Source organism: Maribacter zhoushanensis (assembly GCF_029350975.1).
Lineage (GTDB): Bacteria > Bacteroidota > Bacteroidia > Flavobacteriales > Flavobacteriaceae > Maribacter > Maribacter zhoushanensis.
Genome location: NZ_JARKMR010000012.1, coordinates 1 through 22,479 on the forward strand (window position 1 = coordinate 1; position 22,479 = coordinate 22,479).

Here is a 22,479-nt window from a genome sequence, read left to right on the forward strand (position 1 = left end):
ATCGAAAAAAATTATTTTTCTTTTTTTCGCCAATCCAAAACAACTTACCTAAGAACCTTTTTCCCTATTCCCGATTCTGAAATAATCTTCCTCGTTTGCGGGGTGCAAATGTACACACTATTCCTAATACCGCAACTATAAATTCAAATAAAATTAAAGAAAAATTTACATCAACATACAACGCGCTAATAAATAGCACTTTAACTATATTACAAAAATCTACGTGCTTAATATTTACATACTACACTACATATACACTCAATACAATCAATGATTACAACACCTTATAACCTACATCAACAAGACAGAAACTAATAACATATAAGTACTATACATTATAACATGATTCTATTGCGGACGTGAATAGTTCATATTATCTTTGACATCCTATAATATGTACAACAATGATTAAAATTACACTTCCCGACGGATCGGTTAAGGAATTTGAAAAAGACACAACCCCAATACAGGTTGCAAAAAGTATAAGTGAAGGATTAGCACGTAATGTTATTTCTGCAAAATTCAACAATACCACTGTAGAAACCACCACCCCATTAGATACTGACGGAAGCTTAGTTTTATATACATGGAACGACAAAGAAGGTAAAACAGCTTTTTGGCACTCCACTTCACACATTGTAGCACAAGCAATAGAAGAATTATACCCAGGCGTGAAATTAACTATAGGTCCGGCTATTGAAAATGGATTCTATTATGACGTTGAACTCCCTAGTGGCTCTATTTCTGAAAAAGACTTTCCTACCATAGAAAAGAAAGCATTAGAAATTGCTCGCGGAAAGCATGATTATAAAATGAGATCTGTTACAAAAGCAGAGGCGCTTACGTTTTATAAAGACCAAGGCAATGAGTATAAAGTAGAATTAATTGAAAACCTTGAAGATGGCACCATTACTTTTTGTGACCATGACACCTTTACTGATTTATGCCGAGGTGGCCACATACCTAATACAGGAATAGTAAAAGCCATTAAAATTTTAAGTGTTGCAGGTGCCTACTGGAGAGGTAACGAGAACAACACACAACTTACACGTATATACGGTATATCTTTCCCTAAACAAAAAGAACTTACCCAATACCTAGAACTTTTAGAAGAAGCAAAAAAACGCGATCATAGAAAATTAGGTAAAGAACTTGAACTGTTCACCTTTTCACAAAAAGTTGGACAAGGTCTTCCTTTATGGCTACCTAAAGGAGCCGCTTTAAGAGAAAGACTTGAAAACTTTCTGAAAAAAGCACAAAAGAAAGCTGGATATGAAATGGTTGTCACCCCACATATTGGACAAAAAGAACTATACGTTACTTCTGGACATTATGAAAAATATGGTGAAGACAGCTTTCAACCAATACATACACCTAAAAAAGGTGAGGAATTTCTTTTAAAACCAATGAACTGCCCTCACCACTGTGAAATTTACAATACTAAGCCATATAGCTACAAAGAACTTCCAAAAAGATTTGCGGAATTTGGCACTGTATATCGATATGAACAAAGTGGGGAGCTTCATGGACTTACACGAGTACGTGGATTCACTCAAGATGATGCCCATATTTTCTGTACACCCGATCAATTAGACGAAGAGTTTAAAAATGTAATTGACCTATCACTATATGTATTAGGTTCATTAGGATTTGACAATTTCACGGCACAGGTATCCGTTCGTGATTTAGATACTCCAGAAAAGTACATTGGATCAGTTGAAAACTGGGAAAAAGCTGAGCAAGCAATCATTAATGCCGCTAAAGAAAAAGGTTTAGATTTTGTTGTTGAAGGAGGAGAAGCAGCTTTCTATGGCCCTAAACTAGATTTCATGGTGAAAGATGCCTTGGGAAGACAATGGCAATTAGGTACTATTCAAGTAGATTACAACCTACCAGAAAGATTCGATTTAAATTATAAAGGTAGTGATAATGAGTTGCATAGACCAGTAATGATACACCGTGCACCTTTTGGAAGCATGGAACGTTTTATAGCTTTATTATTGGAACATACAGGTGGTAATTTCCCGTTATGGTTAACCCCTGAACAAGCTATTATTCTTCCTGTTAGCGAAAAACACGAAAAATATGCTGAAAAAGTTTTAAAATCCCTAGAAAATAACGAAATTCGCGCCCTTATCGATGGTAGAAACGAGACTATTGGTAAGAAAATACGAGAAGCAGAAATGAGTAAAGTTCCATTTATGTTAATCGTAGGGGACAATGATGAAGTTGCAAATACCATTTCTGTACGTAAACATGGTGGTGAAGATTTAGGAGCGATAGACGTAACTATGTTCACAGACTTGGTTAACACGGAAATAAATAGTACCTTAAAGACGTTTAAAGAATAAAAGTTTAATTAAAATTATTTAGTCATAGCAATACGTAAAAGATTTAGACCACAACCTAGAAGGGAAAATAAGAATCCCCATAATATCAATGAAAAGATAACAGCCCCAAAAGTTAGGTTGGTAGGTGACAATGTTGAAGTAGGTGTATATCCTTTTCCTCAGGCTCTTGAGAAAGCAGAAGAATTAGGTTTGGATTTGGTAGAGATATCTCCAAAGGCAGACCCTCCTGTTTGTAAAATAATGGAGTATAAAAAGTTTTTATACGAGCAGAAGAAAAGAGATAAGGCCATGAAAGCGAAAGCTTCTAAGGTTGTAGTTAAGGAAATAAGATTTGGTCCTAATACAGATGATCATGATTATGACTTTAAAAAGAAACACGCTGAAAAGTTCCTTAAAGAAGGAGCTAAACTAAAGGCGTACGTATTTTTTAAAGGTCGTTCAATTGTCTATAAAGATCAGGGAGAAATTTTATTATTGAAATTAGCTTCTGAATTAGAAGAACTAGGTAAGGTAGAACAAATGCCTAAACTAGAAGGAAAGCGTATGACAATGTTCATTGCACCTAAGACTAAAGGAAAATAAAATAACATTTCGGTTTCGTATTACGACCGAATGTAATTATAAAATACTAAACGCTGCTTACGTTTGTGAGCAGCGTTTAGCATGCAAAGTGAGATTAATATATAAACTAGGAGAAAATGCCTAAACAAAAAACAAAATCCAGTGCTAAGAAGCGTTTTAAGCTTACAGGTACAGGTAAAATTAAAAGAAAGCACGCTTTTAAGAGTCACATTTTGACTAAAAAATCTAAAAAGCGTAAGCTTAAGTTAACACATGATGGTTTAGTTCATCAAGCAGATGTTAACAGTATTAAAGAACAATTACGTTTAAAGTAAGCTTAGTTCTTTAAAAGGTAAAATTATTAACCATGGAGTTAGGCCTTAAAAGTTCCTTTAAATTATAAGGGCGCCTACTACAAAAAATTAGAAAAAAATGCCAAGATCAGTAAATGCAGTAGCTTCAAGAGCCAGAAGAAAAAAGGTAATGAAGCAAGCCAAAGGTTACTTTGGAAGACGTAAAAACGTTTGGACAGTAGCTAAAAATGCGGTTGAAAAAGCAATGTTATATGCTTACAGAGACCGTAGAAATAAGAAAAGAACTTTCCGTTCATTATGGATTACCCGTATTAATGCAGGTGCCAGACAACACGGAATGTCCTACTCTCAATTTATGGGAAAAGTAAAAGCTAATAACATTGAACTTAACAGAAAAGTTCTTGCAGATTTAGCAATGAACCACCCAGATGCCTTTAAGGCAGTTGTAGATCAGGTAAAATAAATTAATAACAATCTCACTTTTTGAAAAATCCGATTCTTACGAATCGGATTTTTTAATTTTGGCTATTGCCGCTTTGAACTCTTGCCAATCTATAAGTTCATCACCACTCTTATCATATCCTTCAATAAGTTTAGAGGAAACTATGCCTCTAATAAATCCACTTATTTCAGCTTCTTTAAGTAGCTTCACAATTTCAGACTTTGTTAGTTTTTGATCATTATCTTTATCAAAAAAGTTAAAAGCCATTTCTGGTGTCGAAAAATGATTGGTAATTAGAATTTGTATTTTGTTTAAAATAGCTTCTTCTGTAGTCATGGTTTATTCCTTTTTAACCAATTTAATTCAATTTCCCCACAACGTCAAAACAATATTTCTACCCGATGCATAATTTCTATGTTCACACAAATAGATTCCCTGCCAAATACCCATATTTAATCTTCCATTAGTCACTGGCACTTGAACTGAAGCACCCATTAATGAAGCTTTAATATGTGCAGGCATATCATCTGAACCTTCATAATCATGTTTGTAATACGGTGCATTTTCTGGTACCATAATATTTATATGTGACTCAAAATCTTCTCTCACTGTAGGGTCCGCATTCTCATTGATAGTTAAACTGGCAGATGTATGCTTTATAAAAACTTGCAAGAAACCAGTATCTATATCTGCTATCTCAGGTATACTAGAAGTAACATTATTGGTTATAATATGAAACCCTCTTTTAAACGCTGGCAATTGAAACTCTTTTTGAAATAACTTCATGATATATATATTATTAAATAAAGGTAAAACTTTGAAAACAAGCGACCTTATTAAACAACATTCAAATATCTTTACTTTAAATAAAAAGCATATGGATTTATCAAAGATTAAAATGGTTGTGACCGATATGGACGGCACACTTTTAAACTCTAACCATCAAGTTAGCGACCAATTTTTTGAAATATTTAAAGATTTAAAATCTAAAGGTATCATCTTTGTTGCCGCAAGTGGAAGACAGTACAATAGTATTATAGACAAGCTAGATTCCATTAAAGACGATATTATAGTTATTGCTGAGAATGGTGGATTTGCCATGAAGCAAAAAACTGAAATTTTAGCTACGCCTCTAGAACAACAGCATGTTCAAGATATTTTAAAAACGCTTGATAATATTGCTAACATACATCCTGTAATTTGCACAAAGCACAAAGCTTACCTAACAAATAAATCTAATGCTTTTGCCAACAAATTAGCTGAATACTACACCGAATATGAAATTATAGAAAGCTTATCTGATTTTAGTTCTGAGGTTATTAAAATCGCTATTTATCATTTTGAAAGTTCGGAAGAACATATATATCCATATGTAAAACAATTTGAAACGCATTTAAAAGTAAAAGTATCTGGTGAAAATTGGCTAGACATTTCAAACATGAATGCAAACAAAGGATATGCTTTGGATAAACTAATGCAAAGCTATAATCTAAAATCAGATGAAGTAATGGTTTTTGGAGATTTTAATAATGATCTTGAAATGTTGGCACTTTCTGATTTTGGATTTGCTATGAAAAATGCTCACCCAAATGTGAAAGAGGTTGCTAAATACAGCACCTTAAGTAATGATGAAAATGGTGTTGAACACATATTAAAGATGTTAGTAAAATAGAGGTACCCTATAGTAATCAACACTCTTTTATTGAACAGCTGGTTTTAATTCGCTTGGCACATAGCCCATAGTACGTTTAAATGCTGTTGTAAAATGTTGTGGATTAGCATAACCAACTTCATAAGCAGCATGTGCTATAGTTGCACCTTCTTGGGTAATTAAACTCTTGGCGACCTCCATACGTAATGCTGTAATATATTTGAATATGGTAACCCCGTAAAGTTTTTTAAAATCGCGTTTTAACTTTGTAGCATTGAATCCTGCCAAATCTGCCAAGTCCATAATTTTTAAAGGCTCCTTCAAATTCTTTCTAATATGATCTTCTACACGAACGAGTGCTAAGTAATCTGAATTCAACAATTTTATATTAGTCTTAGAAAGCTTAGAAGTTTGTCTACCTAATAAAAAATCAATCATTAAAACCGTAAGTTTACTTTCCAAATAAGTTTTTCTAACCTCACCTTTATAAGGACATTGTATGATCTCATTTATCTTACTTCTAATATTTGGAGGAATAAATTTACTCTTATCCCAAAGTACAAAAGAATTAGAATTTTGAATTGCGTTCTTTAATTTTTCAAATGATAAATCAAATTGGGTACCTAACAGGTTTTTTAATAAACTGGGTTTCACAAATACTTCAAATGATTTAGCATTTCCCTTAAAGAAAATATCTCGCCCCTCTGTTGTGGGATAGTAGAACATATTGCAATGATTTTCTGGTATTTGAACTAGATATTTTATATGCTTAAGTGGCTGGTAATTATAAGAACCTTCTAAAGAAAAGTGGAGTTTAATTAAATCTTCATCGCTAGAAACACAAATTTCTGAGTCAAATTCATGAATTAATTGATTATCAGAGAAATCAATTCCTCTTACAAAAGAACTATTGTTTTTAGTAGTTACCTCTACTTCATTGAACTGTACCGAATTGTCAATAAATCCATTTTCAAATAATTGGTTCACTTTTATTTCTTTCCTCAACAACTCTTTATTCATATGCTTTCTCTGCCTCAAATCAATACTTCCTTTCGCGTATGTTTAAATTCCTTTCTCGGTACTACCCTTTTCAATCCTTCTATAGATTTGCAAAGCTAATTTATTTAGACTAAATCTTAATAAATATAAGCGAATTTTAAACTATATGAAAAACTCACTAACAGTAATTTTCCTCTTCATATTCCTATCTGCACATAGTCAAGAACATTTTAGTACAATTTCAGGTAGTGTAAAGGATGTTTCTGGTAAGCCATTACCATTTGCAAGTGTTTTAATCGAAGGCTTACAACTTGGGGTTTTAACTGACGATAATGGTATTTACACCCTTGAGAAAGTTCCACAAGGGAAGTATAATCTAATAGTATCTTTTATTGGTTACACCACTCGTTCAAAAGTGGTTGAAATAAAAAACAACACTGAAAAAATTACTCTAAACTACACTTTAGAAGAAAACGTAGAAAACTTAGATGAAGTAAATGTCAATGGTAAATCAAAAGAAACAAAACTAGAAACAAAAGGTTTTGCCGTAAATGCCATAAAAACAGAAGAAGCTAGTCTTAGAAATATACAAACCAATGAATTACTAAACACGACCGTTGGAGTAAAAATACGTCAAAATGGAGGTCTCGGCTCTGATGTTACCTATAGCCTTAATGGTTTATCAGGAAATTCAGTTCGTATTTTTATAGATGGCATACCAATTTCGACTTACGGCAATTCATTTAACTTAAACAGTATACCACCTTCAATGATTAAAAACATTGAAGTTTACAAAGGTGTGGTTCCTGGTCATTTGGCGGATGATGCTTTAGGTGGGGCTATAAATATTGTATTACATAATGATGCAAAAACAAATTTCAATGCTTCTGTATCTTACGGTTCTTTCAACACTTTGCAAGCCAGTGTTAACGGCTTGTATCGTTTTGAGAAATCAGGACTAACAGTCAAAGCTTCTTTATTTCACAACTATTCTGATAACGATTATAAAGTTTCAGGAAGAAGCGTTGTAGTAACTGGATTGGGCGGAGTACAAACTCCTATTACCGCGAGAAGATTTAACGATGCGTACAGATCAACTGGCGGACGAGCAGAAATTGGATATACTGACGTAAAATGGGCTGACCAGTTCTTTATAGGTATCACTGGATCGGATGATTATAAAGAGGTACAACATGGTGCATTTATGACCATAACCCCATACAAGGATAGGTTTCTAGAATCTGATGCTTTACTTGGCAGTATTACATATCAAAAGAAAGATTTATTTACAAAAGGTCTTGACGTTAACATTAACGGTTTATATGGTAAAAGAAATAGAGCTGTAAATGATACGGTATCATGGGCGTATAGCTGGACCGGAGAACGAGCTATAGATTTCAGAGGCGATGAATATCAATATACTTGGCTCTCACAACAAGAAGGCGGACCTACTCTTGCTAAAATAAAAAGAAATGTAGCTTCTATAAGAACCGGTGTTTCTTATGCTTTAAACGATAATCATAAATTCTCAGTAAACCATGTATATAGTGGTATTGATAGAGAAGATAGCGATGCCCTCCAATCTGTCTTGGAAAACACATTTGTTGGCACAAGAGATTTGAATAAAAACATATATTCCCTTACTTACGAATTGACTGCTTTTGATGAAAAGTTAAATACCAGTTTGTTTGTCAAACATTACCAGCAAAAAACAACCAGTGTAGATCCAGCTATTGAATCTGATGAAAATGGAAATGATATCATTGTCGATGAAGTAGTCAGTAGTAATAAGAACTACGATGGATATGGATTTGCTGCATCTTATGAAATTGTACCAAACGTAACCCTATTAACATCTACAGAGAAAGCTATCCGTCTACCTAACGAAACCGAAATTTTTGGAAATGACGGTGATAATGTAGTAGCAAATTCTAGTATTGACCCAGAAAGCAGTAATAATTACAACTTAGGTTTCAGGTTTGGCAACTTCAATATTCAAAAACATGCCTTTACAATTTCTACCAATGTTTTTACTCGTAATATAAAAGATAGAATTGGCTTACCCATAGAGACATCTTTAAATGTAGATGACGAATTAATAGTGTATGTAAATCAAGGTAGTGGAACATCAAAAGGTTTTGACGCTCAACTAAACTATTCTTATGATAACAATTTTGGTTTAAACTTCAATATCTCAAAATTCGATTTAAAGATTGAAAACCAAGGTATAGAAGTAAATGTACCCAACACGCCTTTCTTTACTATGAATGGTGGGTTACGCTATTCGTTTAAAAATGTACTTCAAAAAAAATCTAGACTTAACGCGTTCTACAACGTGTATTTCACTGATAAATTCTCATTCTTAACTGCACAGGGCAGCAACACTGTTGGCAATGAATTCTTTGAAGTACCAGAGCAATTGTCTCAAGACATAGGACTTAGCTATGCATTTCCTGACAACAAATTTGTGGTAAGTTTTGACATTAAAAACATATTCGACGAACCCGTTTACGATAATCTTTCTGTCCAAAAACCAGGAAAGGCTTTTTACCTAAAATTAAATTACGCAATAAATAAATTTTAATCTTTAATCAATACCGAAAATGAAAAGAACTATTTTAAACCTAAAAACATTCGCTGCCGTTATACTTACAGCTGGTCTAATGACTGCATGTAGTAGCGATGACGATACCGTAGTTACGCCAGACACTGACACTACAGAACCAGATACAGAAGAACCAATTGAAGAAGAAGATCCAAGATGGATTACTGTTGCTGGAGCAAAAATGGGAGAAGACCCAGGTGATGGAAACGGAGGTACTTTGATCTATGCTGTAACCAGTGTTGATGCCAAAGACCCTACAGTTTCTATTGATCCTTTTGAAAATGGATTTATAGCTCCTTCTAACAGAACGGCAAGATTACAATCTTCAGAAGACGGAAACACTATATTCAATATTAGCTATGCAGGTGATACTGGCGGAAATTATACAAAGTATATTGTAGAAGGCGGTCAGAACTTTACACCCACTGGTACAGAAGTAAGTATAGCGCCTTACGTAGGTACCGCACCAAGATGGATTAAGTTATTTGACGGAGACCAAACAGGTGCTGCGGTTTATGTAAATAACGATAACGAATTTGACGCTGCAGGAAACTATACACGTACGGAAGCAACTATTGGTGTTGTAACGCTTGATTTAGTAAACTCTTCTATTAAAGAATTTCAAGAGCACAGCGTTCCTTTATCTGCTGAAGAAGAAGCCGCTGGGTACTACATTTCTAGAATTGATATGCCTACATTAAATACAGCGGGAGACAAATTGTACATTGGCGCTCGTTTAAGCAAAGTTGATCCTGCTACTGCTGAAAGTGATAGTGACTATGATATATTAGGTTCTAAAACAATTGTCTTGGATTACCCTTCATTATTAAACCCTTCAGTAATTACATCTACTGTTGGTCATGGTAATACAAATGGATACCGTAGTATTAATGCCTTTGAATATAATGGCAGCGTATACCAAGCAAACCAAAGTGACCCAGAAGGTTCTTATATTTTGAAAATCGATGCTGATAATGAATACGATAACACGTACGATTTCAACTTAGATAAGGCATTAGGCATCGAAGGTGCTTATGTACTTGCATGGAGACCTGCTGCAAATGGCAAAGCAGTAGTTGCTTACCGCCATAACGGATCTGCAGAAGGTGTTGCTGGTCTTCAAGGATTTTTTGCCCTAGTCGATTTAAACGCACAAACTGCCGTAAAGATTGATGACATACCTTACGATCCAGATTTCTACTTATTCCAATACCAAGGGTTTGTAGTTGAAGGGACTGAGATTTACCTAACTCAAGGTGCTGTTGGACAAAATGGAAATATCTATGTTGTAGACACGGAAACCGGTACCGTTACCAAAGGTGCTGAGCTTGTTAATACTACAGGAAGTCACTTTATAGGGGTATTCTAGTATATTAAAATATTCAACTATAAAAAAACCGTTATCAAGACACTTGTTTTGATAACGGTTTTTTTTATTCTATTTTGATTCAAAATCAGGTCTTTTGCTTCTTTTTTCTAGCTGCCGGAAATAAGACATTATTCAATATTAGACGATAACCAGGTGAAGTTGGGTGTAACTCTAGCTCCGTTTTCGGATCTCCTACCCTATGCTGATAATCCTCTGGATCGTGTCCACCATAAAAGGTGAAAAATCCCTTTCCTTTAATTCCGTGAATATATCTTGCTTCTTCATTAATTTTATTTTCCCCCAATACCAAAACCGTCGGCTTTATTTCAGAGCGTGTAAAGGCAGTTGTTTGTCCCATGAACCCTTTTACCAAAGAAGTATGGTTCTGGCATAACATGGTAGGTACAGGGTCCCATTTGGCAGAAAAATCCATTAAAGAAAAGTAATCTGACTCTTTTGGCACGTTACCTCTTTTATTGGTCATATCAATAGAAGAGAATTCATATTTCAATGGACTACGCTCCAAGATAAAATCAGTAAAAGCAAAGGTCTTTCCATAATCTAAATTTGCTTGATAGTTGGGATCAGAGGCATCACCATCAAACATAGGCTCTACAATATCAATGCCATCAGCAGCCAGCGCAATATCAAAACTGTCGGTTGCAGAACACATGGCAAACATGAATCCGCCTCCAATTACATAATTTCTAATTTTTAAGGCAACTGCTCTTTTTTCATCTGACACCTTATCAAACCCTAATTTTTTAGCTAATTTCTCTGAATTTCTCTTCCCTTCTATATACCAAGGTGTTGCCCTGTATGCTCCATAGAACTTGCCATATTGACCTGTGAAGTCTTCATGGTGCAAGTGAAGCCAATCATACAATGCCAGCTTATCACCAAGCACTTCTTCATCATAAATTGTGGTATATGGTATTTCAGCATAGGTCAACGCCATGGTTACCGCATCATCCCAAGGTTGTTTGTCTTTTGGGGAGTATACGGCAATACGTGGAGCTTTCTCCAAGATCACTGCATCTTGATTAACGGAAGGACTGCTGATTTCATCTAAAATTCCGTTTGCTTGCCCATCTGATATAATCTCAAAACTAACCCCTCTAATCTGGCACTCTTTTCTAATACTTTCGCCGTCCGGTAATAAGAAAGAACCACCGCGATAATTCAATAACCACTGTACTTTTTGCTGTTTAGCCAAAACCCAATAGGTAATACCATATGCTTTCAAATGATTCTTTTGACTATCTGCATCCATTGGTATTAAAATTGATGATGAGAATAGTTGCGCTGAAAAAAAGAGAAATAAAACTGAGGTAATTAATTTAAACATAAAGTATTATCATAGGTATTCACTCAAAGATATAGTAAAATCTTTGGAGCAGTATTTAAGAAGTAGTTAAAGCTATTGCAATTAAGATAAGAAGGTTTTTTTAAACCAATTATTGTTAAAAACAAAAAAGTCTCCCAAACGGAAGACTTTTAACTTTAAAGTATATTATATCTTAAAAAGGAACATCATTATCCTCATCTAAATCTGGACCATTATTCATACTACTACCAAATGCATCGTCTGCGCTTGGCAAGTTTTTCGTTGCAAAAGGGTTCTCTTCATTGGCATTCATTTTCGATTGAAATTCAAAAGGAGAATCAAAATCATCCAGGTTATCAAACTTACCTTGGTTACCAATAAATTTCAATCTAATATTTTCCAAACCACCATTACGGTGTTTAGCCACAATAAATTCACCTTGACCTTGTGTAGGCGTACGTTCTTCATCATCCCACTCTTCTATCTTATAGTACTCTGGTCTGTAGATAAACGAAACAATATCCGCATCTTGCTCAATTGCTCCAGATTCCCTCAAATCCGAAAGAATAGGTCTCTTACTGCCTCCACGTGTTTCCACCGCACGAGATAACTGAGATAATGCGATTACCGGAACGTTCAATTCTTTAGCAAGGGCTTTCAAGTTTCTAGAAATTGTAGAAATTTCCTGTTCCCTGTTTCCTCCCTTTTGACTACCACCAGCTGTCATTAACTGCAAGTAATCAATCATAATCATTTTTATACCATGCTGAGAAGCAAGACGTCTTGCTTTTGCACGTAGATCGAATATAGATAATGACGGTGTATCATCAATAAACAAAGGGGCTTTCTCTAAAGTTTTCACTTTAACGTTCAATTGCTCCCATTCATGCTTTTCTAGCTTACCGGTTCTTAATTTTTCTGAAGACAATCCTGTTTCAGAAGAAATCAATCTTGTAATCAACTGTACGGAAGACATCTCCAAAGAGAAGAAAGCTACGGGTGTATTTGTATTTACAGCCATGTTTCTTGCCATGGATAAAGTAAAAGCTGTTTTACCCATACCAGGACGTGCAGCAACAATAATTAAATCACTTGGCTGCCAACCAGATGTAAGTTTATCTAACTTATCAAATCCGGATGCAACACCACTCATCCCTTCTTTACCTGCTATTTCTTCAATTCGTTTTTTGGCTTGTATTACCAAATCTTGAGCAGTCTCTGCGGAACGTTTTAAGTTACCTTGGGTAACATCATATAATTTTGCTTCGGCAGTATCTAACAAATCAAAAACATCTACAGCCTCATCATAAGCTTCTTCAATTATCTCACCAGAAATTTTGATCAAACTACGCTGAATAAACTTCTGAAGAATAATACGTGCATGAAACTCAATATGCGCAGATGAAGCTACTTTTTGAGTCAATTTTATCAAATAAAAATCGCCTCCACAGACCTCTAATTTACCCGCTTTCTTAAGTTGTGACGAAACGGTTAATAAATCTATAGGTTGCGACTCTTCAAAGAGAATGAAGATAGCCTCGTAAATGAATCTATGAGCGTCTTTATAGAATACATCTGGGTGTAAAATATCAATAACTTCATCAACACCTTTTTTATCTATCATCATAGCCCCCAACACAACTTCTTCTAAATCAATAGCTTGTGGTGGAATTTTACCTTTTTCAAGGCTTATAATATTAGATTTGTCAATCTTTCGAGCGACAAAAGGTTTCGTGTTCTCCATAGTGCGAAAGTATACAATTAACCTTTAGTTAACGTGAAAAAAATCAATTTCGATGTTCACAGTTGACTAACAATTGACTGTTAATAAGTTACAATTTTCTGTTGATAACATAAAAAAACCGAGGAATAAAATCCTCGGTATATTTTTAAGAAGCCTAAAATGCAGATTAGCCGTTAAAAACGCCCATTTGTGCGTATTTATCCATGCGTTGATTTACCAGTTCTTTTGGTGATAACTTTTGAAGATCTTCAAAATGAGAAGAAATTTTGTTTTTTACGGTTTCAAAAGTTTTGGGTCTATTTGCGTGTGCTCCACCTGCTGGCTCACGAATGATTTCATCGATTAATTTCAACTTTTTCATGTCGGTTGCAGTCAACTTTAAAGCCTCGGCAGCTCTTTCTTTGTATTCCCAACTTCTCCATAAAATAGAAGAACAAGATTCCGGTGAAATTACAGAATACCATGTATTCTCTAACATTAACACCTTATCACCTACACCTATACCTAATGCGCCACCAGAAGCACCTTCACCAATTATCACAACAATTACCGGCACTTTAAGGCGGGTCATTTCAAGAATATTTCTTGCAATAGCTTCCCCCTGCCCTCTTTCTTCTGCTTCAATACCTGGGTAAGCACCCGGTGTATCTACTAAGCACACTACAGGAACTTGAAATTTTTCGGCAGATTTCATTAAACGTAAAGCTTTTCTATACCCTTCTGGGTTGGCCATACCAAAATTTCTATACTGACGTGTTTTAGTATTATATCCTTTTTGTTGACCAATGAACATATAACTCTGATCACCAATTTTACCTAAACCACCGATCATAGCCTTGTCGTCTTTAACAGTACGATCACCGTGTAGCTCCAAGAAGGTGTCTCCACATATAGCTTTAATATAATCTAAAGTATAAGGTCTATTTGGATGTCTAGATAACTGTACTCGTTGCCAAGCAGTTAAATTCTTATAGATATCCTTTCTAGTTTCGGTAAGTTTCTTTTCAATCTGTTTACATGTCTCGGTAACATCAACATCACTTTCCTCTCCAATGATCATGCACTTGTCCAATTGCTCTTCCAACTCTTTGATCGGAAGTTCAAAATCCAAATATTCCATATTTCTATAAAGTTTCTTTAGTTGCGGCTCAAAGATAAAACTTTAATACCTAAATCTTGGGTACCCTTTTTTTAATATTTGCTCTTTGTTTTAAAATACCGTTCGCAATGACCGTACTGAGTATGATTAAGGCTCCCACATAAAACATAGGTTTCATTTTTTCTTCAGAACCAAATATAAACCAAGCCAACAAAATACCGTACACTGGTTCTAGATTTGTAGTTAGCATTACTGTATATGGCGTTAAAACTCGCATAATTTTTACCGATGCGATGAATGCATATGCAGTACAAATAAGGGCTAATACTATTAAATACACCCAATCCATTTGTGGTAATACTATTAATGACATGCTAAAATCACCTTTTACCATTAAAACTATCGACAAGAAAACCATGCCCACACCCAATTCATAAAATGAAATAACAGATGGTCTATTATTTTGAACAAGCTTACCATTAATCAAGGAAAAGACCGCTGCCAAAAATGCCGATATTAATGCTATGACCATACCATAGACATATTCTGTCTCTACTTTAAAAATTAAATACAGTCCGGCAACGACCATTAAGCCAAAGAAAATCTCATAACCAATTATCTTTCTTTTATACCAAAACGGCTCCATCAAAGCTGTAAAAAAAGCACCAGTAGACATCATTGCCAGTGCTACAGATACGGTTGATACCTTTATTGCCAAAAAGAAAGTAACCCAGTGTAATGCCACAACAATACCCCCACCAACTAACCACCAAAATGTTTTCTTTGGTACTTTTAGACTGAACTTGGCAAAGAGAATATATACTGCTATGAACAATGTTGCCAACCCCATTCTAATCCATACCAAGGGTAAAGAATCAATAGTAATCAACTTTCCTAAAATGGCTGTAAAGCCCCAAATAAATACAATGAAATGTAAATGTAGTAGATTAAGTATTCTATCTTTTTGCATTTTGAAGTAAATAAAATGCCAGACATCCAAATAGAACATTAGGTATAATAACTGCAAGCAAAGGAGAAAAGCCCGATTGCTCTGCAAGTACACCAAATACTTTATCAAAGAATATAAATATAAAAGCTATTAAAATACCAAATGCCAAGTTAGCACCCATACCACCACGCCTTTTAACCGATGATACCGAAACAGCTATAATAGTTAATATAAAAGCCGTTAATGGTAACGCCCAACGCTTATACTTTACCAATACGTAGGTATTTATATTAGAGGCTCCTTTTCTTCGTTGATCTTTAATAAAAGTATCTAATTCAAAAAGGTTCTTTGTTTCCGCAACGTATGACACGGGAGTTAAATCACCAATATCAAAAGCAAAAATGGTATCTAACCTACGTTTACTTTCTATAATTGCCGAATCTCCAATAATGGTTCGTTTTTTATAAGACGTTAAACGGTAACTAGAATCTTTATCTACCCATCTGATATTGGCGGCAGATATTTTAAAATCTAATTCATTATTTTCTTTGAAGCGCTCAAAGGTAAAATTATGACCTAGTTGCCTAGCAGGGTCAAAGCTACTTACGTATATAAAATCAGTCTCATTCAACTGATTAAAAATATTATTGGTGACCCTATCTTGTTTTCCTTTTTTAAGGTATTTATACTTAAACTCATTGAAGCCCACACTAGCATTGGGTACAATAAACATGGTCATAAAGAACATCAATACCGCAACCATAGATGCTCCAATAATATAAGGTCTTAAAAAGCGCCCATAAGAAACCCCTGAACTTAATATGGCAACGATCTCTGTATTATTTGCGAGTTTAGAAGTAAAGAATATAACGGATAAGAATAGAAAAATAGGAAATAATAGATTACCAATGTATATCGTAAAATTTACATAATACATGACTATTTCATTCAACGGTGCTTCATTATCAATCATTTTACCGATCTGCTCTGCCAAATTCACCATAATACCTATGGGAATGAATAACAATAGCATCAACGAAAATGTTGCTAGGTACCGTTTTAGAATGTATTTATCTATTATTGATAGCATTATAGCCTTTTATCCATTTGTTTTACCATCATATCTTTCCAAGTTCTAAAATCACCTGCTATAATATGCTTTCGTGCTTCGCGCACCAACCACATATAAAATCCTAAGTTATGAATTGTTGCTATTTGTTTGCCCAAATATTCATTGGCAGCAAATAAATGTCTTAAATAAGCCTTAGAATATTCATGATCTACGAATGTAGTTCCCATTTCATCTATAGGCGAGAAATCATCTTCCCACTTCTTGTTCTTAATATTAATGGTACCATGTGCCGTGAACAACATTCCGTTTCTAGCATTTCTTGTTGGCATTACGCAATCGAACATATCTATACCCAAGGCAATGTTCTCTAATATATTAATAGGTGTACCAACACCCATTAAATATCTTGGCTTATCTTCTGGTAGAATTTCACATACTACCTCTGTCATACCATACATTTCTTCAGCAGGCTCACCAACAGACAAACCGCCAATAGCATTACCTTCAGCACCCGCATTAGCTATGTATTCTGCAGATTGTCTTCTTAAATCTTTATAAGTAGATCCTTGTACAATAGGAAAAAATGTTTGCGCATAATCATACTCAAAAGGTGTTTTTTCCAAATGACTAATACATCTATCTAACCACCTATGCGTCATATGCATGGAACGTTTAGCATAGTTGTACTCGCAAGGGTAAGGTGTACATTCATCAAAAGCCATGATGATATCAGCACCGATTACACGCTGAATTTCCATTACATTCTCCGGCGTAAATAAATGCATAGAACCATCTATATGCGATTTAAATTTTACCCCTTCCTCTTTTATCTTTCTATTGCCTGATAAAGAATATACTTGGTACCCCCCACTATCGGTTAAAATATTTCTATCCCAACCCATAAATTTATGGAGTCCGCCTGCTTTCTTTAAAATTTCTGTTTTAGGTCTAAGAAATAAATGATAGGTATTTCCAAGAATAATATCTGGGTTCACCTCTTCTCTTAATTCTTTTTGATGCACTCCTTTTACAGAAGCCACCGTGCCCACTGGCATAAAAATTGGGGTTTCAATAGTACCATGATCAGTAACGATAGTACCTGCCCTAGCCTTTGATTGTAAATCGGTATTGTGTAGTGTAAACTTCAAACTTTCTAAATCTAGCTGCAAATATAATGAACTGTCTTTGGGAAAAACTTAATTAAAAGCAAAGATGTTCCTGAAAATAACAAACTAAGATATTGAGGATTGTAACTTTATAAAACTGAAATTAACCCAAAAACGCTTGTAAACAATAAAGATATTTTAGCTCCGTTCTGATGGTATAACGAGAAAGGGAACATTTGGTATCGTATTTGATACAAATTCACTCAAAACAACAATGATTATGAAAAAAACAATTTTAGCGGCCTTTATGGCGCTCTCTGGGTTTTATGGGATAGCACAGAGTGATTCGGGATTTGGAATTAAAGGGGGATTAAATTACAATGCTAACGGAGATTATTTTGAATCTGCAGGAGATGCAGCAAGAAATCCCGATAGAAATGTTGGATACCATGTGGGTATCTTCGGAAAAATTGGAGCATCCAAAGTATATGTTAGACCAGAGTTGGTATATACTAAAACAAAGTCTGATTACGACGGATCTGATTTTGACATGAGCAAATTAGATGTACCAGTACTATTGGGAATTAATCTAGTTGGACCATTACATGTTTTTGCAGGTCCTAGTTTTCAATACATTCTAGATACCGAATTTGATGGTATTACTATTGATGATGTAGAAAATGATTTTTCAGTAGGGATGAATATTGGCGCCGGAGTCAACCTTGGTAAATTAGGTATAGATTTACGTTACGAAAGAGGATTCAGTGATAATGAAGCTTCTTTTATCAATACCAATATTACTAATTTAGGTCCTAGTAGAATAGATACAAGACCAGATCAATTGATATTAAGTTTGTCTTTAACGATGTAAACGAAATGACAAAAAACAAAAAACCTCTTAGGTATACTTAAGAGGTTTTTTTATGCTTTAGAATGATTCTTTTATAAATCATTATCAAGATGATCAGGAGTACCGTCACCATCTGTATCTAAGAATCCAACAAAATTACCATCATCATCTAACTCAATTTCATCTATGGTCAGAATACCATCACCGTCATCATCAGTATCATTAAAGTTTGGTAAAAACACTGTAAAGGCTTCTAACTCTTCATCTGTATTATCATCAGTAAGATTACCGTTACCGTTTAAATCTTCTAAAATTGACGGTATTCCATCACCATCAAAATCCGAATCTGGCTCATAAGTAAATGCATCAACCTTAAAAATCAATGGTGAATATGTTGGCACAATAGTATTGGGAGACGAATCAAAATATGCTAAAGCCGCAGGCATAAAAATAGCTCCAATACCATATCCATCATAACTAACAGTTCCATCTCCATTTTCAATAGGACCATTACCTGTCTGGAAGTTTTTCATACCGTTACCAAAACCTTGCACTACTGAAGAAAGATTAAAGCGAATTGGCTGATTAACAGAAGCATCAAAAAGAGTACCATCTAACAATAACCCTTCGTATCTTAGAATACAAAAATCACCTATAGTCGGTTTACCATCAGCCACCCCTTGTCTTACCACTAGAGTGTAAAGAGTTTGATCAACTATTTCATCATCGTCAGGTCTTCCTAAATTTTCAGAATCAACAGTAATTGTTTGCGTAATTAAATTAGGGCTGTCAAAAAGCGATTGTCTAGAACTATTATCTCCAGCAATGGTATCAAATCTTATTTTAAAATCGAATCCTTCAGGCGGGGTTTCAAACTCATCATCATTATAAAAATGAGTCTTCAAAAATTCTATAATCTCAGCATCATCCTCTACGGTAACTTCACTCAATAACCTTGGCGGTACAATTTCACCAATAGCATCGTCATCATTTCTACATGAACCTAATATAATTAAGCCAGCTATTAGTAAATATGCATTTCTTAATTTCATCAATAATTTATTTTGAACGCGCAAGATACAATTTTCCCCTATTTTTGTTTGGAAGTTAACAAAGAAATGCAACCTATAATGCGCGTAGATAAATTCTTGTGGAGTATACGATATTTTAAAACCCGTAACATTGCCTCCACGGCATGCAAAAAAGGACATGTAAAGATTAATGGTAACACCGCTAAACCGGGAAAAGAAGTTTTTCCGATGGATGAAATCTTAGTTCGCAAGAATCAAATAGATTATAAATTTACAGTTCTAGATATACCACCAAGTCGTGTTGGCGCAAAATTAGTTGACATATACAGAAAGGACACCACACCCAAAGAAGCCTTTGAGCATAATGAACTTTTACAATATTCTAAAGACTATTACCGTAAAAAAGGAATTGGCAGACCTACTAAAAAAGATAGACGAGATATAGATGATTATTTAGAAGGTCCATCAGCTACTAGCGAAGATCAAACTACAGAGCCAAATATTAAAAGTAAAGAAACCGAAGATTAACCAAAACTTTTAAAAACATAACTATCTTTATTGCTTTAAGAAAAACACATGCAACAAACCATACTTTCACATCAGCAGATTCAATATAAAATTGAACGTATAGCGTATCAAATTTATGAGGCCAATGTTTATGAAGAAGAAATTATTATAGCAGGTATAGACGGCGGCGGATTACAATTTGCAAAGAAAATTGCAGCAAAGCTCAAAAAAATTACCGAAGCTGACATTGTGTTATGTAAATTAATGATGGATAAAAATGATCCTTTATCAAGTGGAGTAACTACTTCATTGCCCGATGATGAATTCATAAATAAATCTGTAGTAATCGTAGATGATGTTCTTAATTCCGGAACTACATTAATATATGGAGTACATCATTTTCTAAAAACACCATTAAAGCAACTTAAAACAGCAGTATTGGTCAATAGAAATCATAAGAAGTATCCTGTTAAGGCAGATTATAAAGGAATATCCTTATCAACTTCGTTGCAAGAACATGTAAATGTTTTTTTCGAAACAAAAAATGACAGAGTCTATTTAGACTAATTTATTAATAATCATTTCTGCAATTTCTGTAGGTGTATTTTTATTGATCTTTATTTTCTGATGTGCTTGATTGTAGAAAAAGCTTCTCTCAAATAAATGCATTCCAATAAACTCTGTTAACTTTTCATCTTCTAAATGAGAAATCATGGGGCGATGACTTTTTTCTTTCTTTAAACGATTGGTCAATTCATGTATACCAACATTTAAATAAAAAGAATTAGCAGTATTTTCATTGATGTGTTCCATATTTTTTCCAAAACATGGCGTACCACCACCTAATGAAAGCACAAAACTGTCTTCATTTGAAAATATTTTATTTAGATATTCTATTTCTTTTTTCCTAAAATAGATTTCACCTTTGGTCTCAAATATAGAAGCTATTGACATGGCTTCAGCTTCTTCGATATAATCATCTAAATCTAAAAAATTAATATTCAAATGGTTAGCAACTATTCTACCCACTGTAGATTTACCACTACCCATGTAACCGACCAAAACTATTTTAACATCTTTCATTTGCACAAAATTGGACTAAATAAAAGGGTTTTCAAAAAAAAATAAATTTATCTTGTAAATGGCTTGCAAAATAAAGTTATCGACGTATATTTGCACCCGCATTGAGGGAATATTAATTCTGAATATGCTTTTGACCTGGTAGCTCAGTTGGTAGAGCATCTCCCTTTTAAGGAGAGGGTCCTGGGTTCGAGCCCCAGCCAGGTCACTTTTAAACCTTCAAATATGTATTGTTTGGAGTTTTTTTTGTTTTAGGCAAAAAATTAAAAAAAGTCTTTTTTAATAAAATTTTTAAACTATAAAACTTTCATTAAAATTTTACAGTAATCAATTTAACATTTGGTAATTAGAATTACACTTGAGAACCAATAATTAAAGTTCAAATTATAATCAAATAGAATATCTATACATCTTCTTCATTAAGTTATAAAGCTCAGGATGCTTATCTTGAAATTTTTCAGGATTGTTAAAGAAATATTCACTTGCGACACTGAAAAATTCTATTTCACTTGTTGCTCCATATGGATTAATATCAGATTTATTTTTTTTGATACTTTCAATTTCTTTGTGCATCAATTTCAACCAAGGAGCTACATATTGTTTTTGCATAAGACTTTCTGGAATACCATCAACAGTACCATCTGCCATATCTATTAAATGAACAAATTCATGAATACCAACATTACTAGATGAATTCTCATTCTTAAATCCTGCACGTAAGGCGGGTAGTGACAAAATCATTAAACGATTCATATTACCTTTACCTACTTTTCCTAAAATATTGCGTCCATCACCTTCTGTTTGGTGATCATCATTAAAACTACCTTGATATAGCAAAACCTCATTGATATTACGATAACGTAATTCAGGAAATCCAAACAACGGTATTACTGCACTTGCCGCAACCAATAAACGATCAGTATCATCTATCTCAATTTTCACCCCAGTAATAGTGACATCTTCAAAAAAATATAATAATTCTTTTTCAAAACGGGTCCTATCAGTAACAGATAATTCTTTATAAAACGAAACCTCTTTATTAAGAGTACTTCGCCACTTAGGGTTAAAATCTTTAAAATCAATCGTTTTCTTATAAAACCACAGCCTCCAAATAATAAAAATTACAAAAAGTAATAAAGGAAGAAAGTAAACAAAAATAGTAAGCATGGTAAAAAATAAATATGTTAAAAACAAAAAACTTGTTTTCTTTTAGAACAATATCTAAAAAAAAACATTAAAAGAGACAAGTGTATTAAGTAATATACTTCTTACAACAAAAAAAGTGGATAGGAGCATTGCTCCTATCCACTTTTAATATCTCTTGGTTTATGTTGGTTATTCTACAACGATAAACTCCGATCTTCTGTTAAGCTGATGCTTTTCCTTGCTACATGGAACGCTGTTGCTACAATCGTTCGTAAG

22 protein-coding genes and 1 tRNA gene are annotated in these 22,479 nt (G+C 34.1%); 11 read left to right on the forward strand and 12 right to left on the reverse strand.

Features of this window, described 5'->3' with window-relative positions; genetic code table 11:
* The first annotated feature begins 404 nt into the window (after positions 1–404).
* From thrS to rplT, 4 genes are all read left to right on the forward strand, one after another.
* Positions 405–2,351, forward strand: coding sequence for a threonine--tRNA ligase (gene thrS, locus PXD56_RS18325; RefSeq protein WP_276494777.1), 1,947 nt, complete (start codon positions 405–407; stop codon positions 2,349–2,351).
* A 24-nt stretch (positions 2,352–2,375) separates the two neighbouring features.
* The gene (gene infC / locus PXD56_RS18330) at positions 2,376–2,933 is read left to right on the forward strand and encodes a translation initiation factor IF-3 (protein WP_084135105.1); all 558 of its coding nucleotides are present in this window, start codon (positions 2,376–2,378) and stop codon (positions 2,931–2,933) included.
* Positions 2,934–3,049: 116 nt separating this feature from the next.
* The gene (gene rpmI, locus PXD56_RS18335) at positions 3,050–3,247 is read left to right on the forward strand and encodes a 50S ribosomal protein L35 (protein ID WP_027064530.1); all 198 of its coding nucleotides are present in this window, start codon (positions 3,050–3,052) and stop codon (positions 3,245–3,247) included.
* A gap of 97 nt (positions 3,248–3,344) precedes the next feature.
* Complete coding sequence (rplT, locus tag PXD56_RS18340) at positions 3,345–3,689, forward strand: 50S ribosomal protein L20 (protein WP_027064529.1); 345 nt, start codon at positions 3,345–3,347, stop codon at positions 3,687–3,689.
* Positions 3,690–3,725: 36 nt separating this feature from the next.
* Here the strand turns inward: rplT and PXD56_RS18345 are convergent, their stop codons facing one another.
* The gene (locus tag PXD56_RS18345; protein WP_276494778.1) at positions 3,726–4,004 is read right to left on the reverse strand and encodes an EF-hand domain-containing protein; all 279 of its coding nucleotides are present in this window, start codon (positions 4,002–4,004) and stop codon (positions 3,726–3,728) included.
* 27 nt (positions 4,005–4,031) lie between these two features.
* Positions 4,032–4,454: a secondary thiamine-phosphate synthase enzyme YjbQ gene (locus PXD56_RS18350; RefSeq protein WP_276494779.1), complete on the reverse strand. Its 423-nt coding sequence runs from the start codon at positions 4,452–4,454 to the stop codon at positions 4,032–4,034.
* A 91-nt stretch (positions 4,455–4,545) separates the two neighbouring features.
* On the opposite strand from PXD56_RS18350, the gene PXD56_RS18355 reads away from it, so the two are divergent.
* Complete coding sequence (locus tag PXD56_RS18355; protein ID WP_276494780.1) at positions 4,546–5,340, forward strand: HAD family hydrolase; 795 nt, start codon at positions 4,546–4,548, stop codon at positions 5,338–5,340.
* A 27-nt stretch (positions 5,341–5,367) separates the two neighbouring features.
* On the opposite strand, the gene PXD56_RS18360 is transcribed toward PXD56_RS18355, so the two are convergent.
* Positions 5,368–6,339: a helix-turn-helix domain-containing protein gene (locus PXD56_RS18360; RefSeq protein ID WP_276494781.1), complete on the reverse strand. Its 972-nt coding sequence runs from the start codon at positions 6,337–6,339 to the stop codon at positions 5,368–5,370.
* A 145-nt stretch (positions 6,340–6,484) separates the two neighbouring features.
* On the opposite strand from PXD56_RS18360, the gene PXD56_RS18365 reads away from it, so the two are divergent.
* The gene (locus tag PXD56_RS18365) at positions 6,485–8,902 is read left to right on the forward strand and encodes a TonB-dependent receptor (protein WP_276494782.1); all 2,418 of its coding nucleotides are present in this window, start codon (positions 6,485–6,487) and stop codon (positions 8,900–8,902) included.
* Positions 8,903–8,921: 19 nt separating this feature from the next.
* Positions 8,922–10,292, forward strand: coding sequence for a hypothetical protein (locus tag PXD56_RS18370; protein WP_276494783.1), 1,371 nt, complete (start codon positions 8,922–8,924; stop codon positions 10,290–10,292).
* 85 nt (positions 10,293–10,377) lie between these two features.
* Here PXD56_RS18370 and PXD56_RS18375 read toward each other — a convergent pair whose 3' ends face one another.
* The 6 genes from PXD56_RS18375 to tgt all read right to left on the reverse strand — a co-directional run bounded on the left by PXD56_RS18375 (position 10,378) and on the right by tgt (position 17,631).
* The gene (locus PXD56_RS18375) at positions 10,378–11,640 is read right to left on the reverse strand and encodes an asparagine synthetase B (RefSeq protein WP_276494784.1); all 1,263 of its coding nucleotides are present in this window, start codon (positions 11,638–11,640) and stop codon (positions 10,378–10,380) included.
* Positions 11,641–11,812: 172 nt separating this feature from the next.
* Positions 11,813–13,363 (reverse strand): replicative DNA helicase, encoded by a 1,551-nt coding sequence (gene dnaB / locus PXD56_RS18380; RefSeq protein ID WP_276494785.1) that lies wholly within the window; start codon positions 13,361–13,363, stop codon positions 11,813–11,815.
* Positions 13,364–13,529: 166 nt separating this feature from the next.
* On the reverse strand, positions 13,530–14,483 hold the full coding sequence (locus PXD56_RS18385) for an acetyl-CoA carboxylase carboxyltransferase subunit alpha (protein WP_276494786.1): 954 nt from the start codon (positions 14,481–14,483) through the stop codon (positions 13,530–13,532).
* Between the two features lie 49 nt (positions 14,484–14,532).
* Positions 14,533–15,432 (reverse strand): DMT family transporter, encoded by a 900-nt coding sequence (locus PXD56_RS18390; RefSeq protein WP_276494787.1) that lies wholly within the window; start codon positions 15,430–15,432, stop codon positions 14,533–14,535.
* On the reverse strand, positions 15,419–16,501 hold the full coding sequence (locus tag PXD56_RS18395) for an LptF/LptG family permease (protein WP_276494788.1): 1,083 nt from the start codon (positions 16,499–16,501) through the stop codon (positions 15,419–15,421). The genes PXD56_RS18390 and PXD56_RS18395 overlap by 14 nt, the downstream gene beginning before the upstream one ends.
* Positions 16,501–17,631: a tRNA guanosine(34) transglycosylase Tgt gene (gene tgt / locus PXD56_RS18400; RefSeq protein ID WP_276494789.1), complete on the reverse strand. Its 1,131-nt coding sequence runs from the start codon at positions 17,629–17,631 to the stop codon at positions 16,501–16,503. Before tgt ends, PXD56_RS18395 begins: the two co-directional genes overlap by 1 nt.
* A 238-nt stretch (positions 17,632–17,869) precedes the next feature.
* Here tgt and PXD56_RS18405 point away from each other — a divergent pair, with 238 nt between their 5' ends.
* Complete coding sequence (locus tag PXD56_RS18405) at positions 17,870–18,460, forward strand: porin family protein (RefSeq protein WP_276494790.1); 591 nt, start codon at positions 17,870–17,872, stop codon at positions 18,458–18,460.
* 71 nt (positions 18,461–18,531) lie between these two features.
* Here the strand turns inward: PXD56_RS18405 and PXD56_RS18410 are convergent, their stop codons facing one another.
* Positions 18,532–19,491 (reverse strand): FKBP-type peptidyl-prolyl cis-trans isomerase, encoded by a 960-nt coding sequence (locus tag PXD56_RS18410; protein WP_276494791.1) that lies wholly within the window; start codon positions 19,489–19,491, stop codon positions 18,532–18,534.
* Positions 19,492–19,569: 78 nt separating this feature from the next.
* On the opposite strand from PXD56_RS18410, the gene PXD56_RS18415 reads away from it, so the two are divergent.
* Entirely contained in the window at positions 19,570–19,998 is a 429-nt protein-coding gene (locus PXD56_RS18415) for an RNA-binding S4 domain-containing protein (RefSeq protein WP_276494792.1), read from the forward strand.
* Positions 19,999–20,046: 48 nt separating this feature from the next.
* Entirely contained in the window at positions 20,047–20,544 is a 498-nt protein-coding gene (locus PXD56_RS18420) for a phosphoribosyltransferase family protein (protein ID WP_276494793.1), read from the forward strand.
* Here PXD56_RS18420 and PXD56_RS18425 read toward each other — a convergent pair.
* Positions 20,536–21,060, reverse strand: coding sequence for a shikimate kinase (locus tag PXD56_RS18425; protein WP_276494794.1), 525 nt, complete (start codon positions 21,058–21,060; stop codon positions 20,536–20,538). The two genes, PXD56_RS18420 and PXD56_RS18425, sit on opposite strands and share 9 nt — an antisense overlap.
* Positions 21,061–21,192: 132 nt before the next feature.
* Between PXD56_RS18425 and PXD56_RS18430 the strand changes: the two genes are divergently transcribed.
* Positions 21,193–21,265 (forward strand) — tRNA-Lys (locus tag PXD56_RS18430).
* A 182-nt stretch (positions 21,266–21,447) separates the two neighbouring features.
* Here PXD56_RS18430 and PXD56_RS18435 read toward each other — a convergent pair.
* Positions 21,448–22,224: a M90 family metallopeptidase gene (locus tag PXD56_RS18435; protein WP_276494795.1), complete on the reverse strand. Its 777-nt coding sequence runs from the start codon at positions 22,222–22,224 to the stop codon at positions 21,448–21,450.
* Positions 22,225–22,479 lie beyond the last annotated feature (255 nt).

What these genes read in the sequence shown, in the direction of transcription:
- dnaB (WP_276494785.1), bottom strand. Translation starts at nt 13,363, where the DNA reads ATGGAGAACACGAAACCTTTTGTCGCTCGAAAGATTGACAAATCTAAT.
- PXD56_RS18415 (WP_276494792.1), top strand. Translation starts at nt 19,570, where the DNA reads ATGCGCGTAGATAAATTCTTGTGGAGTATACGATATTTTAAAACCCGT.
- PXD56_RS18420 (WP_276494793.1), top strand. Translation starts at nt 20,047, where the DNA reads ATGCAACAAACCATACTTTCACATCAGCAGATTCAATATAAAATTGAA.
- PXD56_RS18360 (WP_276494781.1), bottom strand. Translation starts at nt 6,339, where the DNA reads ATGAATAAAGAGTTGTTGAGGAAAGAAATAAAAGTGAACCAATTATTT.
- PXD56_RS18345 (WP_276494778.1), bottom strand. Translation starts at nt 4,004, where the DNA reads ATGACTACAGAAGAAGCTATTTTAAACAAAATACAAATTCTAATTACC.
- PXD56_RS18395 (WP_276494788.1), bottom strand. Translation starts at nt 16,501, where the DNA reads ATGCTATCAATAATAGATAAATACATTCTAAAACGGTACCTAGCAACA.
- PXD56_RS18390 (WP_276494787.1), bottom strand. Translation starts at nt 15,432, where the DNA reads ATGCAAAAAGATAGAATACTTAATCTACTACATTTACATTTCATTGTA.
- PXD56_RS18350 (WP_276494779.1), bottom strand. Translation starts at nt 4,454, where the DNA reads ATGAAGTTATTTCAAAAAGAGTTTCAATTGCCAGCGTTTAAAAGAGGG.
- PXD56_RS18385 (WP_276494786.1), bottom strand. Translation starts at nt 14,483, where the DNA reads ATGGAATATTTGGATTTTGAACTTCCGATCAAAGAGTTGGAAGAGCAA.
- PXD56_RS18365 (WP_276494782.1), top strand. Translation starts at nt 6,485, where the DNA reads ATGAAAAACTCACTAACAGTAATTTTCCTCTTCATATTCCTATCTGCA.
- PXD56_RS18435 (WP_276494795.1), bottom strand. Translation starts at nt 22,224, where the DNA reads ATGCTTACTATTTTTGTTTACTTTCTTCCTTTATTACTTTTTGTAATT.
- thrS (WP_276494777.1), top strand. Translation starts at nt 405, where the DNA reads ATGATTAAAATTACACTTCCCGACGGATCGGTTAAGGAATTTGAAAAA.
- PXD56_RS18425 (WP_276494794.1), bottom strand. Translation starts at nt 21,060, where the DNA reads ATGAAAGATGTTAAAATAGTTTTGGTCGGTTACATGGGTAGTGGTAAA.
- PXD56_RS18410 (WP_276494791.1), bottom strand. Translation starts at nt 19,491, where the DNA reads ATGAAATTAAGAAATGCATATTTACTAATAGCTGGCTTAATTATATTA.
- rpmI (WP_027064530.1), top strand. Translation starts at nt 3,050, where the DNA reads ATGCCTAAACAAAAAACAAAATCCAGTGCTAAGAAGCGTTTTAAGCTT.
- rplT (WP_027064529.1), top strand. Translation starts at nt 3,345, where the DNA reads ATGCCAAGATCAGTAAATGCAGTAGCTTCAAGAGCCAGAAGAAAAAAG.
- PXD56_RS18405 (WP_276494790.1), top strand. Translation starts at nt 17,870, where the DNA reads ATGAAAAAAACAATTTTAGCGGCCTTTATGGCGCTCTCTGGGTTTTAT.
- PXD56_RS18370 (WP_276494783.1), top strand. Translation starts at nt 8,922, where the DNA reads ATGAAAAGAACTATTTTAAACCTAAAAACATTCGCTGCCGTTATACTT.
- PXD56_RS18375 (WP_276494784.1), bottom strand. Translation starts at nt 11,640, where the DNA reads ATGTTTAAATTAATTACCTCAGTTTTATTTCTCTTTTTTTCAGCGCAA.
- PXD56_RS18355 (WP_276494780.1), top strand. Translation starts at nt 4,546, where the DNA reads ATGGATTTATCAAAGATTAAAATGGTTGTGACCGATATGGACGGCACA.